This is a genomic window from Algorimicrobium bowmanii (genome assembly GCF_054031195.1).
In genome coordinates this window covers 2130184-2145992 of sequence record NZ_CM132929.1, presented here as the reverse complement: position 1 = coordinate 2145992, position 15809 = coordinate 2130184, and the positions used below count along the sequence as shown (strand labels likewise).

Annotated in this window: 16 protein-coding genes; 8 read left to right on the top strand and 8 right to left on the bottom strand. The window is 32.4% G+C overall.

All coding sequences use genetic code 11. The features are described from left to right. Positions 1–47 precede the first annotated feature (47 nt). Positions 48–989, bottom strand: coding sequence for a glycosyltransferase family 2 protein (locus ACW5R3_RS09460; protein WP_456576768.1), 942 nt, complete (start codon positions 987–989; stop codon positions 48–50). A 43-nt stretch (positions 990–1032) separates the two neighbouring features. Next, positions 1033–1563, bottom strand: a complete 531-nt coding sequence (locus ACW5R3_RS09455; RefSeq protein ID WP_456576767.1) for a DUF4199 domain-containing protein — start codon at positions 1561–1563, stop codon at positions 1033–1035. 337 nt (positions 1564–1900) lie between these two features. Between ACW5R3_RS09455 and ACW5R3_RS09450 the strand changes: the two genes are divergently transcribed. Both ACW5R3_RS09450 and ACW5R3_RS09445 read left to right on the top strand, forming a co-directional pair. Further along, positions 1901–2152: a type B 50S ribosomal protein L31 gene (locus ACW5R3_RS09450; protein ID WP_456576766.1), complete on the top strand. Its 252-nt coding sequence runs from the start codon at positions 1901–1903 to the stop codon at positions 2150–2152. A 77-nt stretch (positions 2153–2229) separates the two neighbouring features. After that, complete coding sequence (locus ACW5R3_RS09445; RefSeq protein ID WP_456576765.1) at positions 2230–3405, top strand: GlmU family protein; 1176 nt, start codon at positions 2230–2232, stop codon at positions 3403–3405. 10 nt (positions 3406–3415) lie between these two features. On the opposite strand, the gene ACW5R3_RS09440 is transcribed toward ACW5R3_RS09445, so the two are convergent. Beyond that, complete coding sequence (locus tag ACW5R3_RS09440) at positions 3416–4999, bottom strand: ABC transporter substrate-binding protein (RefSeq protein WP_456576764.1); 1584 nt, start codon at positions 4997–4999, stop codon at positions 3416–3418. A gap of 54 nt (positions 5000–5053) precedes the next feature. On the opposite strand from ACW5R3_RS09440, the gene ACW5R3_RS09435 reads away from it, so the two are divergent. Further along, positions 5054–5899, top strand: coding sequence for a T9SS type A sorting domain-containing protein (locus ACW5R3_RS09435; RefSeq protein ID WP_456576763.1), 846 nt, complete (start codon positions 5054–5056; stop codon positions 5897–5899). A gap of 120 nt (positions 5900–6019) precedes the next feature. Here ACW5R3_RS09435 and ACW5R3_RS09430 read toward each other — a convergent pair whose 3' ends face one another. Further along, entirely contained in the window at positions 6020–6316 is a 297-nt protein-coding gene (locus ACW5R3_RS09430; RefSeq protein WP_456576762.1) for an N-acetyltransferase, read from the bottom strand. A gap of 116 nt (positions 6317–6432) precedes the next feature. On the opposite strand from ACW5R3_RS09430, the gene ACW5R3_RS09425 reads away from it, so the two are divergent. The 3 genes from ACW5R3_RS09425 to cls all read left to right on the top strand — a co-directional run bounded on the left by ACW5R3_RS09425 (position 6433) and on the right by cls (position 9531). Then, positions 6433–7104: an alpha/beta hydrolase gene (locus ACW5R3_RS09425; RefSeq protein WP_456576761.1), complete on the top strand. Its 672-nt coding sequence runs from the start codon at positions 6433–6435 to the stop codon at positions 7102–7104. Positions 7105–7147: 43 nt separating this feature from the next. Beyond that, positions 7148–8077 (top strand): lytic transglycosylase domain-containing protein, encoded by a 930-nt coding sequence (locus ACW5R3_RS09420; protein ID WP_456576760.1) that lies wholly within the window; start codon positions 7148–7150, stop codon positions 8075–8077. Positions 8078–8163: 86 nt separating this feature from the next. After that, entirely contained in the window at positions 8164–9531 is a 1368-nt protein-coding gene (cls, locus tag ACW5R3_RS09415; protein WP_456576759.1) for a cardiolipin synthase, read from the top strand. A gap of 4 nt (positions 9532–9535) precedes the next feature. Here the strand turns inward: cls and ACW5R3_RS09410 are convergent, their stop codons facing one another. Further along, positions 9536–10105 carry a DUF2892 domain-containing protein gene (locus ACW5R3_RS09410; protein WP_456576758.1) on the bottom strand — a complete coding sequence of 190 codons (570 nt, stop codon included), beginning with the start codon at positions 10103–10105 and terminating at the stop codon, positions 9536–9538. Positions 10106–10601: 496 nt separating this feature from the next. Here ACW5R3_RS09410 and rpmH point away from each other — a divergent pair, with 496 nt between their 5' ends. Beyond that, positions 10602–10763 (top strand): 50S ribosomal protein L34, encoded by a 162-nt coding sequence (gene rpmH, locus ACW5R3_RS09405; RefSeq protein ID WP_066252696.1) that lies wholly within the window; start codon positions 10602–10604, stop codon positions 10761–10763. 95 nt (positions 10764–10858) lie between these two features. Further along, positions 10859–13711 carry a carbamoyl-phosphate synthase large subunit gene (gene carB, locus ACW5R3_RS09400; protein WP_456576757.1) on the top strand — a complete coding sequence of 951 codons (2853 nt, stop codon included), beginning with the start codon at positions 10859–10861 and terminating at the stop codon, positions 13709–13711. A 58-nt stretch (positions 13712–13769) separates the two neighbouring features. Here the strand turns inward: carB and ACW5R3_RS09395 are convergent, their stop codons facing one another. The 3 genes from ACW5R3_RS09395 to ACW5R3_RS09385 all read right to left on the bottom strand — a co-directional run bounded on the left by ACW5R3_RS09395 (position 13770) and on the right by ACW5R3_RS09385 (position 15808). Then, the gene (locus ACW5R3_RS09395) at positions 13770–14474 is read right to left on the bottom strand and encodes a DUF3307 domain-containing protein (RefSeq protein WP_456576756.1); all 705 of its coding nucleotides are present in this window, start codon (positions 14472–14474) and stop codon (positions 13770–13772) included. Position 14475: 1 nt separating this feature from the next. Then, positions 14476–15084, bottom strand: a complete 609-nt coding sequence (locus tag ACW5R3_RS09390) for a transcriptional regulator (RefSeq protein ID WP_456576755.1) — start codon at positions 15082–15084, stop codon at positions 14476–14478. A 178-nt stretch (positions 15085–15262) separates the two neighbouring features. Beyond that, entirely contained in the window at positions 15263–15808 is a 546-nt protein-coding gene (locus ACW5R3_RS09385) for an acyl-CoA thioesterase (RefSeq protein ID WP_456578827.1), read from the bottom strand. Position 15809 lies beyond the last annotated feature (1 nt).

Below are 15809 nucleotides of genomic sequence, written 5' to 3'. Positions count from 1 at the left end.
AAAAAGTGTAATCTTCGAAAACTACGTGATGTTAATTGAGACAATAATTAAATATGGTCTTTAATTAAATAGCGTTTTCTGTTTTCTTTTGTTCTTAAAATAATTTCACCTAAAAAACCTGCTACAAAAAATTGTGTTCCAATAATCATGGTAACTAAGGCAATATAAAATTGTGGTCTATCCGTTATAAGCCTGCTGTGCGGGTTTAGGAATAGTTTATCAATACCTAAGTATACAGAAAAGGCAAAACCTATAGCAAGCATAATAAAGCCAAGTGCTCCAAACAGATGCATAGGTTGTTTTCCAAATCGGGAAATAAACCATATGGTTATTAAATCTAGGAAGCCATTAATAAAGCGCTCCATACCAAATTTAGTTTCGCCATACTTTCGGGCTTGGTGCTTTACTACTTTTTCACCAATTTTAGTAAATCCAGCGTTTTTAGCTAAAACGGGAATATAACGGTGCATTTCACCATTTACATCAATGTTTTTAACCACATCTTGACGATAGGCTTTGAGTCCGCAATTAAAATCATTTAGTTTTACACCTGAAGTTCTTCGGGCTGCCCAATTGAATAATTTAGAAGGCATGTTTTTAGAAAGGACCGAATCATAGCGTTTTTTCTTCCAGCCAGATACCATATCAAAGCCTTGAGAAACAATCATGTTATACAATTCAGGAATTTCTTCAGGATTGTCTTGTAAATCGGCATCCATAGTAATAATTACATCACCTTGGGCTTTTGCAAAACCGGCATGTAACGCTTGCGATTTACCAAAATTTCTTAAAAACTGAATTCCTTTTACAGCCTCATTTTTTTCTGAAAGCTGCTGAATGGTATGCCAAGAACTGTCTGTGCTGCCATCATCAATAAAAAGTATTTCATAAGAAAAATGATTGGACTGCATAACATTAGCAACCCAATCATGTAATTCTTGTAAAGATTCTTGTTCGTTAAGTAGTGGTATGACTACAGATATATTCATGTATATAATTTCATATTTGAAACATCAAAAGTAACGAAATTATTTAAGCTTGAGGGTCTTCTTTTTTCACAACTAAAGCTACAATTAATCCAACGATACTAAAACCAACTAACTGGAAAGCCATAGCTTGAAGTATATTTCCAATAGAATATAGGTTTTCTTGCTTCTCCATTTCTTCAACAACTTCAGCTATAGATGCTTCAGGAGCTCCAAAGCCACGCATCATTTCTACTTGAGATTCAAGGATTTTTTCTTGTAATAAAGTCGCTGCTTCAGGATCAATTACATTAAAAACAACATAACTAACAATAGTACTAATTACAAGACCAATAAATACTGTAATAAAAAATGAAGAAAAAGCACCTTTAAAACTTATATAACCGTTTAGTAAAGATCTAGACTTCATTGACGATATGATTCCAAAAATAATTACTGCAAGCATGGTAATAACACCAAACCACCATTTTGTAAATAAATCTAAGTTTACTGAATAAGCTATAACAGTTAATAAAGCTAAAGTGGCACCTAAATAAAGTCCGTGATTAAGTGCATTTGATTTTGTTGTTGTTTCCATGATTTTTATTTTAATAGTTGATTATAGATAGTTAGTAAGCAAATGTAACAAAACGTTACAATAAAATATTTGTACTTATAGTGATTGTCCACCGATTATAGTTTTTATGATATTTTTTTCAGTTTTTTAGAACATTAGTATTCTTAGGTATTGTATCTTTGCATGGCTGAAAAACAACACGTTTACTAATAATTAATAGTGGTTTTTAGTAGAAGAATATGGTTGTAAAATACTTTTTTTTCAAACTAAGTATAAATAATTGAAAAAAAGTATTGCACAGTTATTAAATATTCTTAAATTTGCACCTCGAAAAAGTAAGATATTAAAGCATTTAGCGATGAAAAAAGATATACATCCAGAAAATTATAGAGTAGTAGCATTTAAAGACATGTCTAATGAAGACGTTTTCTTAACAAAATCTACAGCAAACACAAACGAAACTTTAGAAGTTGACGGTGTTGAATATCCATTAGTTAAAATGGAAATCTCAAGAACATCTCACCCTTTCTACACAGGTAAATCTAAGTTAATAGATACAGCTGGTCGTATTGACAAGTTCAAAACTAAATACGCTAAGTTCAAAAAATAAATTTAGCCTAAAATATATTTATAAAAGCCTTTCAACTATTGAGAGGCTTTTTTTATTTTTACCAAAAAGCTCATATTATGAATTACATTCTTTTTGACGGTCCTTCGCGTAATAATTTATTACCATTTACCTATACACGTCCAGTTGCCGATATTAGAGTCGGTATATTAACCATTCGTGAAAAGTGGGAGGCGTATTTGGATTATACGACAACTACCATTACAGAAGCTTATTTGTCCGATAAGTATCCAATGGTAGAATTGGAAGTGAATGTAATGATTAACGCTTCTTTTTTACCCAATGAAACATTGGTAGCTATGATTAAGAATTTAAAAGAAAACCAAGCTATCTTTAAAGATGATGAGGTAATCGCTTTTTTTACTACAGATAATCAAGAAGAAGTTGATTTTGATAGCTACGAGGCTATTGAATATGATGATGAACTTTTAAAAATAGAATATACTTGGGATATTTTCTCAAAAAATGGCGCTGCTATTCAAGCAGATTTTGACTTATTAACTTCAGGAAGAACATCTGAACCAATTCCTGAAAAAACGGTGGCTTTTAACCGTGAAAATATTTTTATTGAAGAAGGTGCTAAATTACCATTTTGTTCTTTAAATGCTGAAAATGGTCCTATTTATATAGGTAAAGATGCCGAAATTATGGAAGGTAGTGTTATTCGTGGCCCTTTTGCTCTATGTGATAATGCAACTGTAAAAATGGCTTCTAAAATTTACGGACCTACTACTGTGGGACCACATAGTAAAGTAGGAGGAGAGGTTAATAATTCAGTTATTTTTGGTTATTCTAATAAAGGACATGATGGTTTTTTGGGAAATTCAGTAATCGGTGAGTGGTGTAATCTAGGTGCTGATACCAATAATTCTAATTTGAAAAATAATTATGCCGAAGTACGTTTATGGAATTACGAAACAGAAAGTTTTGCTAAAACAGGCTTGCAGTTTTGTGGTTTAATGATGGGTGATCATAGTAAATGTGGTATAAACACCATGTTTAACACCGGTACAGTAGTTGGTGTAAGTGCTAATATTTTTGGTAGTGGTTTCCCGCGAAATTTTGTGCCAAGCTTTAGTTGGGGTGGTAGTAGTGGTTTTACAACTTATTTAACCAAAAAAGCCTTTGAAGTTGCTGAAGTTGTTATGTCTAGACGTCAGATAGAGTTTTCTGAACAAGATGCAGCTATTCTTGAGCATGTTTTTGAAGAAACTAAAACGTTTAGACGCGAATAAATATTAGTGATTAGTCGGTTTTCTTAACCCGTCTTAAATCTAGTAGGTTTGTAGGATTAATGCCTAATCCTGATATGTTTTTTCTAGTAAAACGCATAACTTCATCATAAAATAAGGGAACTACAGGTGCTGTAGTCATTATAAGACTATCCATTTGTTTGTATAGTCTTTCTCTTTTAAAGGTGTTTGTTTCTGTAAATGCTTTTTCATACCATGCATCAAATATGTCATTTTTGTAATGGGTGTAATTGGGGCCGTTTGGAGCAAAGTTTTTACTATAATATAAAGATAAGTAGTTTTCTGCATCTGGATAATCGGCTACCCAACTAGCTCTAAATAAATCTAATTTACCGTTGGCTTTGGCATCTTTTAAACTAGAAGCAGGGATAACATTTATATTAACTGTTAAGCCTGTTTTTTGTAATTCACGCTGGATATATTCGCAAAAACTCAAGTAGTTGCTGGTTGTGGTTAATGTAATTTCTGGGTTTTTAATACCTGTTTCAAGTTTAAACCTATCTACTAACAGTTTTGATTTTTCAGGCTGATATGTAAATCCAGCAGCTTCGTTATAACCCGGTAAGCCTTTGGGGATAAATCCACCATTAGCAGGAATGCCGACACCGTTTCTAAGATATGTCATCATTTTATGTCGATCGAAGCCTAAGTTAACCGCCTTTCTTATGTGTTCTGATTGTATTTCAGGAATTTCAGAATCCATATAAAATGCTAAATATTCGGTATTTAAATAGGGGCCACGAATAAGATTTACCGTGTTGGAATAATTATTTTTTAGATGGCCGTTAGCGGTTAGGATTTCATCCTTATAAGACGCATCTAAGCCAGAAATATAATCTATGTTTCCTTGCGCAAACTGTAAAAACTCACTTTGTTTATCAGGTAAGAATGTTATGGAAATTGCTTCCAGGTAGGGGAGTTTATATCCATTTTTGTCCGTTTCAAAATATTCTTTGTTTTTTCGGAATACGAGTTTCAAGTTTTCTTCCCAACGCTTAAATATAAATGGGCCCGTTCCAATAGGGTGAGATCTAAAATCAGCGCCATAATGTTCTACAATTTCAGAGGGAACCACAGAGCAGTATTTCATGGTTAATAGTCCTAAAAAACCAGGAAAAGCTTGTTTTAGTTTAATTTGAAAAGTAGAATCGTTAACTGCTTTAAAGCTTGAGACTTTATTTAAAACCCAGCTTCCTGGAGAAGCAAGTTGTTTGTTGCGTAATCTATTAAAGCTATATTCAAAATCGGTAGCTGTAACGGTTCGTGTTGAATCCTTTCCGAAAAGTGGGTGTTTGTGAAAAAACACATCATTTCGTAATGTAAAGGTGTAAGTTTTAGCACTATCAGTTAAAATCCACGTTTTTGCTATACTGGGTTTAATATTTAGGCTGTCGTCCATTTCTACTAGGCCATTAAAAAGTTGGTTCGTGGCCCAAATATCTGCTAAATCCTTTGAATAGGCGGGATCTAGAGAACTTATGTTTTTATGTTCATTATATCTAAATACAGAAGAATATGTATCATTTTTAGTAGAACATGATAAAAAAAATAAAAATATTATGTAGGTATATTTCATTAAATGTTTAGAATATCTTAGATTTATAAAATTAAACAACCAAACTATAAAATTATGAAAAAAAATTACAATCTTTTTTTATTAACTGTTTTATGTGCTTTCGGTTTGAATGCACAAACGGTAATCACACAATCTGTTGATCCGGTTAACGTAACCGATGGCGGTGTTGCTTGTTGGAATTCTACTGTCGGAACGTTTAGTGAAAACTCATTCATGAGATCATATGACATGTCTGATTTTAGTATTACTGAGGACTTTGGCGTTACTTCTGTAGAGTTCGGTCAAAGTTCTGCAGATGAAGGTAAAGTAGTTACATTAAATCTTTACACTGCAAGTTCAGAAAATTTAGGATTTGCGTCTTTAACATTATTAGCGTCTACGACTCATGTTTGTACAGCTGCGGATAATAGTTCAGTAGTTTCTGTACCACTTACAGCTACTATACCAGCGGGCTCAATAATTGCTTTTGAAGTATTAGCAGGTAGTAGTGGTGATAATATTAATGAAACATTTTTCCCTGGAGTTAACGATGCTGGTGAAAATGCGCCTAGCTATTTAATTGGTTCTGATTGTTCTATTACTACTCCAACTACTACTGCTTCTATTGGATTTCCAGATAACCAGTATTTGTTGAATGTTGTTGGTGATGTTTTAAGTGTAGATTCATTCTCATTGAAGAATATTTCAGTATCTCCTAATCCAGCTCAAGATTATGTGAATATTAGTTTTCCAAAGTCCATTTCTGAATTCACATCTGAACTTTATGATATTGCTGGTAAAGTAGTTTTAAAATCTAACAACACAGAAAATTTAGATATTTCTAAATTACAAAGTGGTGTATACATTTTAAAAATAACAACTGAAACAGGTTCAGTTACTAAACGTGTTATAAAGAGTTAAAACTTTATAATTACATACATAATAAAAAAGGCATACTTAAAACGTATGCCTTTTTTGTTTATTATCAAGTTTAAAATGGTGTTATTTTTATGTAGAAGAGAGGAGTATTGTAAATGTCTGTTAGATTCTTACACCAACAGGGAGCATGCTTCTATATTGTCTGTTTTTACGGATAAACTTAACAATATCAGGGCTTGTTGGCATAACACTTAAATTGCGTTCTTCAATATTCTTTAAGACGATTTTTATAAATTCATCTTTAAATGTTTCTGAGAAAATACTGCTTGGAATAATTAGTTTAGTTAAAAATATTTTGCGTTCCTGAAGCGAATATTCTATTATAGCTAACTGGTCATCTGATTTTAATTCAAATTGACGCAAAAAATCATTGTCAAAAAGGTCCTGTTCTTCTATCATAATATTTATTTTATTCAATGAAAATATAGGGAGTGGTAACTATTTTTATATAGTTTTGCACTGCTAATTTACGAAAAATTATTTTTAATTAGTTTAACTTAACCGTTTAATGCCTTATGAGTCAAGACCTAATACACGTGTATTTAATGCCGGGTATGGCAGCAAATCCCACAATTTTTGAATATATTAAATTGCCCGAAAATCAATTTAAAATTCATTGGTTGGAGTGGCTAATTCCTGAAACTAATGAAACTTTACAAGCTTATGCTTTGCGACTAACAAAAGAAATAAAACACGACCAAGTAGTTTTAATTGGTGTTTCTTTTGGCGGGGTAATTGTACAAGAAATGAGTAAGCTTATTAATTTAAAACGCCTAATTATTATTTCTAGTATAAAAAGCAAAAATGAAATGCCTACTAGAATGAAGTTTATGCGGGCTACTAAAGCGTATAAGGTATTGCCAACGTCTTTGGTTGGGAATATGGATTTAATAGCTAAATACGCCTTTGGAGAAACAATTACAAAACGAGTGGCTCTATATAAGAAGTTTCTTTCTGTTACCGATACACGTTATTTAAACTGGGCCATTAAAGAGATGGTAACATGGGAACAAGATGAACCTTTAAAAGATGTAATTCATATTCATGGAGATGCAGATACTGTTTTTCCTTATAAATACATAAACAATTGCATACCTGTTGAGAGCGGCACACATGTTATGATACTTAATAAGTATCGTTGGTTTAATGAGAACTTACCGAAACTTATTTTAAACGGTTTGACCTAAACGTGTTGATTTTTTTTATAACTTTAAACAAAAACTTATAGCGATGAAAATGATAAAGAGAGGGCTAATTTTAGTAGGATTGTTAAGTTTAACAATGCTATTTATTTTTGCACAACAAGAGGCTAAAACAGATGAGAGTTTTGAAAAACACTTCATTAATGATTATAACGTGTACGCTTTACAAATTCCAGAAAGTTTAGATTTTGCAGGAGAGTCCGTACCGTTAACAGATCCAGATATTCGCGAACGTATGGATCGGGAATTATTAGTTAATACCTATTGGCAATCCAATGGTTTGTTAATGTTTAAACGTGCTAAAAAATACTTTCCAATTATAGAGCCTATTCTGGCAAAACATGGTGTACCGGACGATTTTAAATACTTAGCGGTTATAGAAAGTGGATTAACAAATGCTGTTTCTCCTGCTGGTGCAAGAGGGGTGTGGCAAATTATGCCAACAACAGCCAGAGAGTATGGGTTAGAGGTGAATAAAAATGTTGATGAACGTTATCATCTAGAAATGGCAACCGAAGTGGCTTGCGAATACTTGAAAAAATCGAAAGAAAAATTAGGTTCATGGACATTAGCTGCAGCTGCGTATAATGCTGGTATGGCAGGTGTTTCAAGACGCTTGGAAGAGCAAAACGTAACACAGTATTACGATTTGTTGTTAGGAGAAGAAACAGGACGATACATGTTTAGAATTGTGGCGCTAAAAGAAATTATGTCTCATGCGGATAAATATGGTTTTAATTTTAGAGATAAAGATTTGTATAAAAATGTGCCAACTTACAAAGTAGAAGTTGATACAGCTGTTACAGATTTTACGGCTTTTGCAGAAAAATTTAGTATAAACTATAAGCTTTTAAAACGACACAATCCATGGTTGCGTGAGCCGCACTTGAACAATAAATCTAGAAAAAAATATTTTATTGAAATCCCTGAGAATGGGTATTATTCCATGAAGCCCTAATGGTCGATTTTATAAAGGATAATATCTGGATTTTCATAATTGGTTTAAATTATGTGTTAGCAATCTCTGCGGCCATAACCATTTTATTGAAAAATATTAATCCCACCAAAACCCTTTCTTATATATTGGTTTTGGTGGTTTTTCCTTTTTTGGGGCTTATTGTTTACTATTTTTTTGGGCAAGAATATCGGAAGAATAAAATTTTTAACAGAAAGAATGTCTTGAATGAAACGATTGTTCAGAAACTGGGAGAAAGATACCGTTTGAGCGAAAGTCAGTTACACAAGCTTGATGACTTTTTGGAAGCTAAAATGAAGCTTGTTAAATTGTTAAATAACAACAAGAACAGTCCGGTAACCTTAAAGAATAAATTACATGTCATTAAAAATGGTGTTGAGAAATTCAACCTGTTATTTAAAGACTTAAAAGCGGCTAAGCACCATATACACTTAGAGTATTATATTTTAAAAGATGATGAGATTGGTACTGAGCTTATTGATATTTTATGCAAAAAATCAAAGGAAGGCGTAAAAGTACGATTGAGTTTTGATGATGTTGGAAGCAGTATGTCTTCAGGAACAAAAAAACGAATGAAACAGGCGGGAATTGAGTTTTATGCATTTATGCCTGTGTTATTTCCGAGTTTTACTGGTAAAATGAACTACAGAAACCATCGGAAAATAGCTATTATTGATGGTGTTATTGGTTATGTAGGTGGTATTAATATTTCTGATAACTATGTAAACTATAAGAATGGTAAATCCTACTGGCGGGATACGCACTTACGACTTGAAGGTGAGGCTCTAAAAGCACTTCAAGTTCATTTTTTAATGACCTGGGATTTTGTTTCTAATTCTAGTTGTCAAATTTCTACCGAGTTGTTTCCGGATACCGATATACAACATACAACGGCTGTTCAAATTGCTGCAAGTGGTCCTGACACGGATTGGGCGAATATTATGGAGGCTATGTTTGTTGCTATAAATACAGCTAAAGAGTATGTTTATATAACGACGCCTTACTTTATACCGAATGACGAAATTATAACTTCATTGCAAATAGCAGCTAAAAGTGGAGTAGATGTTAGGTTGCTTATTCCTAAAACTTCAGATTCTTGGACAGCAAAACATGCTACCAATTCTTACTTAGAGCGGTTGTTAAATGCAGATGTAAAAGTATACAGGTATACAAAAGGTTTTATTCACGCAAAGACTATGGTTGTCGATGATCTGTTTTCAACTATAGGTACAGCAAACTTAGATTATAGAAGTTTTAATATAAACTTTGAGATTAATGCGCTTATTTACAACAAGGAAACCAGTGTAGAGCTGAAAGAACTCTTTTTAGATGATATAACAACCAGCGAAATACTTAGTTTGGAAAACTGGCAACAGCGCTCTAAGTTTTGCAAACTGAAAGAATCCTATTGCCGTTTATGGTCGCCGTTATTATAAATTATTAGCGTCTACGTCCGCCTCTAGCTTGATTTTGTCCAAAGTGTTGGTTTGGAGCTTGAGCACGTTTCATGTTGTCTTTCATCATTTTAATTTGATCAGAAAGCATGTTACGTTTATCTAATTTTTGTGCCTCATTAAGTAATAACTTAGCTTCGTTTTTACGACGCTTAGTAAAAGCTATTCCTGCAAGATTTAATTTAGCCATAGCCAGGTCATGATCCATAGAAAGACCTAATGATACCGCTTTTTTAAAGTGTTTTTCAGCTTCGTTCATATTAGATTGAGAAACCATAATACCATGTAAATAGTAGTAGTAACCTTGTTGTTTCTGAACCAATGCACTTGAAGGATTTTTTATCTTATCTAACCATTTTTTTGATCCTTCAAAATCCTGTTTACGTAATCTTAAAAATGCAAGTAAAATAAACTCATTTTTAAAGTACAGAAAAATAAATATTAATGATAGTAAAATAAACATAATACCATTTCCGATATTGCCTTCTATAAATTGATATATGGCAAATGCGATGATACCAAATGCTATGATTAACTTTATATTTTTATTGTACATAAATGTTGTTTTATAAGTTTTAACAGAAAAGCAATTTCTACTATATATTTCTGATTATTTTGCAAATATACATTCTTACCTCGAGTTTTTGAAGTTACAGCTCGAGTTTTTATAAGGCTATTTTAAGCAATTATATACAAATATATATTCTTGAAAAATTAATAATTTAAATAAATTACTAAAAGTCAGTTGTTTGAGTGGCTTTAATTTAAAAAAAATAAGCTGTTATATCACTTTTTATTCTGTATATTTGTTTAGAATTTAAATGATAGTGCGAATACATATTTAGCTGTATAGCAGTATTTTAAAATATTTATTTCTTTTGTTTTTTTTATTAGGTTTTAGGTCTCTATGTCGATGAAAAGAATAATAGTAAAATATTTTTAAAATAACATTTGTTAAATAAAAAAGGGTTTGTATATTTGCACGCAGTTTTAGGAATAGAACTAAAATTAGGAGTATAAGATATTTTAAGAAGATTTTAAAGATATAAGTAATGAGTAAAAGAACATTTCAGCCGTCAAAAAGAAAAAGAAAAAACAAGCATGGCTTCAGAGAAAGAATGGCTAGTGCTAATGGAAGAAAAGTCCTTGCTCGTAGAAGAGCAAAAGGAAGAAAGAAAATATCTGTATCTTCTGAGTTAAGACATAAAAAATAATGAATTAACAATTGTTAATATATAAAGGTGTTGCTTTTTGGCAACGCCTTTTTTTATATCCAAACGTTAACTACTTTTGCAAAAAAAATTACAACATGCCTAAAAACGAAAACATAAAATCGGTTCTACTTATAGGTTCTGGCCCCATAGTAATTGGTCAAGCTTGTGAATTTGATTATTCTGGAACTCAAGCTTTACGCTCACTGAGAGAGGATGGAATTGAAACTATTTTAATTAATTCCAACCCCGCAACTATTATGACCGACCCAGCGATGGCCGATCATGTATATCTGTTGCCACTTACCACAAAGTCTATTATTCAAATCTTAAATGAGCACCCGCAAATTGATGCTGTATTACCTACAATGGGAGGTCAAACGGCTCTAAATTTAGCGATTGAAGCTGAAGAGAAAGGTATTTGGAGCGATTTTGATGTAAAATTAATTGGTGTTGATATTGACGCTATTAATATTACAGAAGATCGTGAGCAGTTTAGAGAATTGATGTTGAAAATTGGTGTGCCAATGGCGCCTCAGGCTACAGCAACCTCATTTTTAAAAGGTAAAGAAATAGCTCAAAAATTTGGTTTTCCTTTGGTTATTAGAGCTTCTTATACACTTGGTGGTGCAGGAGCATCTATTGTGCATAAAGAAGAAGATTTTGATGAATTATTAACACGTGGGTTAGAGATTTCTCCAATTCATGAGGTGATGATTGATAAAGCTCTTCTTGGCTGGAAAGAATATGAATTAGAATTATTAAGGGATAAAAATGATAATGTAGTTATTATTTGTACCATTGAAAATATGGATCCTATGGGAATTCATACAGGGGATTCTATAACTATAGCACCTGCCATGACCTTATCTGATACAACGTTCCAGCGTATGCGTGATATGGCTATCCATATGATGCGTAGTATTGGCGACTTTGCAGGTGGTTGTAACGTGCAATTTGCGGTAAGTCCTGATGAAAATGAGGATATTATAGCAATTGAAATTAACCCACGTGTATCACGTTCATCGGCATTAGCTAGTAAAGCAACAGGTTATCCGATTGCTAAAGTAGCTTCTAAATTAGCTATAGGTTATAACTTAGATGAATTAAATAATCAAATTACCGGTTCTACATCGGCATTGTTTGAGCCAACAATAGATTATGTTGTAGTTAAAATACCTAGATGGAACTTTGATAAATTTGAAGGTTCTGACCGTACGTTAGGTCTGCAAATGAAAGCGGTAGGTGAAGTTATGGCAATTGGTCGTTCTTTCCAGGAAGCTTTACATAAGGCTACACAATCGTTAGAAATTAAACGAAACGGTTTAGGAGCTGATGGAAAAGGTTATAAAAATTATGATCAGATAATTGATAAATTAACCCACGCTAGTTGGGATCGTGTCTTTGTGATTTACGATGCTATTCAAATGGGAATTCCATTAAGTCGTATTCATGAAATCACTAAAATTGACATGTGGTTCTTAAAGCAATATGAGGAACTGTATCATCTAGAAAAAGAAATTTCAACTTTCTCTATTGATACTATTGATCGTGAGTTGCTTTTAGAGGCAAAACAAAAAGGTTATGGTGATAGGCAAATAGCACATATGCTTAATTGTTTAGAGAGTGAAGTGTACTCTAAGCGTGAAGCGTTTAAGATAAAACGTGTTTATAAGTTAGTAGATACTTGTGCAGCTGAATTTAAAGCTCAAACACCATATTATTATTCTACTTTCGAAAATGAAGTACAGTTGGAAAATGGAGACATTGCTCCAGCTAATGAAAGTGTTGTTTCCGATAAAAAGAAAATTATTGTTTTAGGTTCTGGTCCAAACCGTATTGGTCAAGGTATTGAGTTTGATTACTGTTGTGTACATGGTGTTTTAGCTGCTTCTGAGTGTGGTTATGAAACCATTATGATTAACTGTAATCCTGAAACTGTTTCTACAGATTTTGATATAGCCGATAAGTTGTATTTCGAGCCTGTATTCTGGGAGCATATTTATGATATCATTCAGCACGAAAAACCAGAAGGGGTAATTGTGCAGCTTGGTGGACAAACAGCTCTTAAATTAGCTGAAAAACTTGAACGTTACGGTGTGAAAATTATAGGAACTACGTATAAAGCTTTAGATTTAGCTGAAGATAGAGGCAGTTTTTCTACAATATTAAAAGAAAATAATATTCCTTATCCTAAGTTTGATGTTGCTACTAATGCAGATGAAGCTTTAAAAATTGCCGATGTTTTAGATTTTCCAATTCTTGTAAGACCGTCTTACGTGTTAGGAGGTCAGGGGATGAAAATTGTTATTAATAAAAAAGAATTAGAAGAGCATGTGGTAGATTTATTACGCCAAATGCCAGATAATAAATTACTTTTAGATCATTATTTAGATGGCGCTATAGAAGCGGAAGCCGATGCAATTTGCGATGGAGAAAACATCTACATCATTGGTATAATGGAGCATATTGAGCCTTGTGGTATCCACTCTGGTGATAGTAATGGTGTACTTCCTCCATTTAATTTAGGAGATTTAGTACTTCAGCAAATAAAAGATCATACCAAGAAAATAGCTTTAGCATTAAATACCGTAGGTTTAATTAATATCCAATTTGCTATAAAGGATGATGTGGTTTACATTATTGAAGCCAATCCAAGGGCCTCAAGAACGGTACCTTTTATTGCTAAGGCATACGGTGAACCTTATGTAAATTATGCAACTAAAGTTATGCTAGGTGCTAACAAGGTAACAGATTTTAACTTTAAACCGAAATTAGAAGGATATGCTATTAAGCAACCTGTATTCTCTTTTAATAAGTTTCCTAATGTAAATAAACAATTAGGACCTGAAATGAAAAGTACCGGTGAAAGTATCTTGTTTATTGATAGCTTAAAAGACGATGATTTTTATAATTTATACGCTAGACGTAAAATGTACTTAAGTAAATAAGTAATACTTAGTAATGTCTTAACAAATGAAACCACTAGTTTTTACTAGTGGTTTTTTTTTATGCCAATAAATTAAATGTAAGTCCTGTTATAATAGCTATTCCGAAGCTTATTAATGTCCCGATTAGGATGTATTCCGTAAGCTTACGATGTTTACTCTCTTTTAGGTCACCAAATCTAAAAACTGATTTTGCTGTTATCAAAAATCCAACAGCTTCCCAATGGTTTGTAATAATAAATATAAATACTAATAACCGTTCTAAAACACCAATATACTTGCCAGCATCTTTAAGAGATTCATTGTCTTTTGTGAGTTTTTCTATATTCCATTTGCTAAAAATTGTTTGCATAATGATGGATACAGGGTTTGTTAAAAAGACCATACAGGTTAGTAGAAGTAAAGCGTATTCGGTTGGGAATTGGTCTGTAGATACGGAAATGCCGGTATACACGTAATAGCTTATAAAAATACTGATGATGTGTAGTAGCTGATCAATAAAAAACCACCTGCTTTTTGTTTTTTTTGATTGTAGAACTAGCTTTAAAGCATCAATTAAAAAATGGCAAAGCGTTATGCATAGTAGTAATGGCCAATATGATAAATCATAAATTAAAAGAAACATCAATGCTGCGTGAATGCCTATATGAATGTATAGATAAGCTGACTTTAGCTTCCGTTTTTCTTTGTTTTTAACCCATGAGTTTGGTTGTAATATAAAATCGCCAATAATATGCGCTAGTACTAGTTTTAGTAAGATTATCATATTACAAGTTATTTATTTTAATTCGATAAACAGAATCTAATTCCAAAAGTTCCTCCAAGTTGGCACGTTTCATGCGCTTACTAACGGCGTCTTGGCTAATGCCAATAAGTTCAGCAATATTACTTTGAATTGTATTTGGATTTTCTAAATAGATTTTTACAATTTCTGCTGAATTTACAGTCCAGTAATCCATACTTATTAAAGCTAGTTTAAAGTATAGATTTATATCACGATCAATAAGGCTATTGTTCGTTTTTAATTTTAGGTTTACCTTTTCCTTTTTTAGTTTTTCTAAGGTTTCACCCGAAAATTGAAATGCGTCTCCGTTGGATTCTGTTACGTTTTGGCCTGTATATGTTTTATTACCTATGCCTATTGCTAATCTAACATCTAAACCTTTAATTGTTTTAATGCAGGCTTTGATATATAGTGCGTATAAAAAACTTGTTTCTGGTTTTTTTATTTCTATTTGAAAGCCGTCACCACGGTATACTTCCCAAAGCTTAGTGTCAGGTTCTAAAGTTTGTAAAACTTGTTTTAATAGTGGGAGCCAAACTTCAGGTTTTGTTTGTTTAGATTTTATAATATCGCCTGTAATAACACCAATCATAATTGTTTATTTTATATGCTATTTTAAAAGCATATTTCGTTTAATTCCTTAATAACGGAATAAAATTAAATATTCCTTAAAAATGGAATAAACAAATATGATGTATTTTATCTAAACAAACAAGTTTTTTTTAATAAACTGAAAACTAGTTATTTGCTGTGTAGGCAAACGTCCGGATTTATAGGTCTATTTTTATGTTATAGCCCTCTAACTCTTTTAAGTAATGTTCAACAGCAAAATCATTACTACTAAATTCAATTTGTCTGTTTTTCTTTGTGTGATTTCGTTCGATAGCTCTTAAAAAGCGTCTAACTTCATCTGATGTTGATAGGATTAACCCAGGAACTTCTGTGGATTTTCCATTATCATCTTTAGCAACCATAGTAAAGTAAGAGGAGTTGCAATGTTTAACCTGGCCGGTTCTAATATTTTCCGATTCGACGCGGATTCCTACAACCATTGATGTTTTTCCAACATAATTAATGGAGGCTTTCATAGTTACCAAATCGCCAATTTCTACAGGTTGTAAAAAATTTACCGTATCTACAGAAGCCGTTACGCAGTAGTTTTCAGAATGTTTTGAAGCACAAGCATAGGCTATTTGGTCCATTAAACTTAACATATAGCCTCCGTGTATTTTTCCACCAAAATTAGAGTGGGAGGGTTGCATAAGTTCGGCTATACTTATTTGTGAGCTAAGAACAGTTTTATAGGTGTGATTCATA

Coding starts and splice junctions, on each gene's coding strand:
- ACW5R3_RS09435 (WP_456576763.1), top strand. CDS start 5,054: ATGAAAAAAAATTACAATCTTTTTTTATTAACTGTTTTATGTGCTTTC.
- carB (WP_456576757.1), top strand. CDS start 10,859: ATGCCTAAAAACGAAAACATAAAATCGGTTCTACTTATAGGTTCTGGC.
- ACW5R3_RS09430 (WP_456576762.1), bottom strand. CDS start 6,316: ATGATAGAAGAACAGGACCTTTTTGACAATGATTTTTTGCGTCAATTT.
- ACW5R3_RS09410 (WP_456576758.1), bottom strand. CDS start 10,105: ATGTACAATAAAAATATAAAGTTAATCATAGCATTTGGTATCATCGCA.
- ACW5R3_RS09450 (WP_456576766.1), top strand. CDS start 1,901: ATGAAAAAAGATATACATCCAGAAAATTATAGAGTAGTAGCATTTAAA.
- ACW5R3_RS09445 (WP_456576765.1), top strand. CDS start 2,230: ATGAATTACATTCTTTTTGACGGTCCTTCGCGTAATAATTTATTACCA.
- ACW5R3_RS09420 (WP_456576760.1), top strand. CDS start 7,148: ATGAAAATGATAAAGAGAGGGCTAATTTTAGTAGGATTGTTAAGTTTA.
- ACW5R3_RS09395 (WP_456576756.1), bottom strand. CDS start 14,474: ATGATAATCTTACTAAAACTAGTACTAGCGCATATTATTGGCGATTTT.
- ACW5R3_RS09390 (WP_456576755.1), bottom strand. CDS start 15,084: ATGATTGGTGTTATTACAGGCGATATTATAAAATCTAAACAAACAAAA.
- ACW5R3_RS09425 (WP_456576761.1), top strand. CDS start 6,433: ATGAGTCAAGACCTAATACACGTGTATTTAATGCCGGGTATGGCAGCA.
- ACW5R3_RS09460 (WP_456576768.1), bottom strand. CDS start 989: ATGAATATATCTGTAGTCATACCACTACTTAACGAACAAGAATCTTTA.
- ACW5R3_RS09455 (WP_456576767.1), bottom strand. CDS start 1,563: ATGGAAACAACAACAAAATCAAATGCACTTAATCACGGACTTTATTTA.
- ACW5R3_RS09385 (WP_456578827.1), bottom strand. CDS start 15,808: ATGAATCACACCTATAAAACTGTTCTTAGCTCACAAATAAGTATAGCC.
- ACW5R3_RS09440 (WP_456576764.1), bottom strand. CDS start 4,999: ATGAAATATACCTACATAATATTTTTATTTTTTTTATCATGTTCTACT.
- rpmH (WP_066252696.1), top strand. CDS start 10,602: ATGAGTAAAAGAACATTTCAGCCGTCAAAAAGAAAAAGAAAAAACAAG.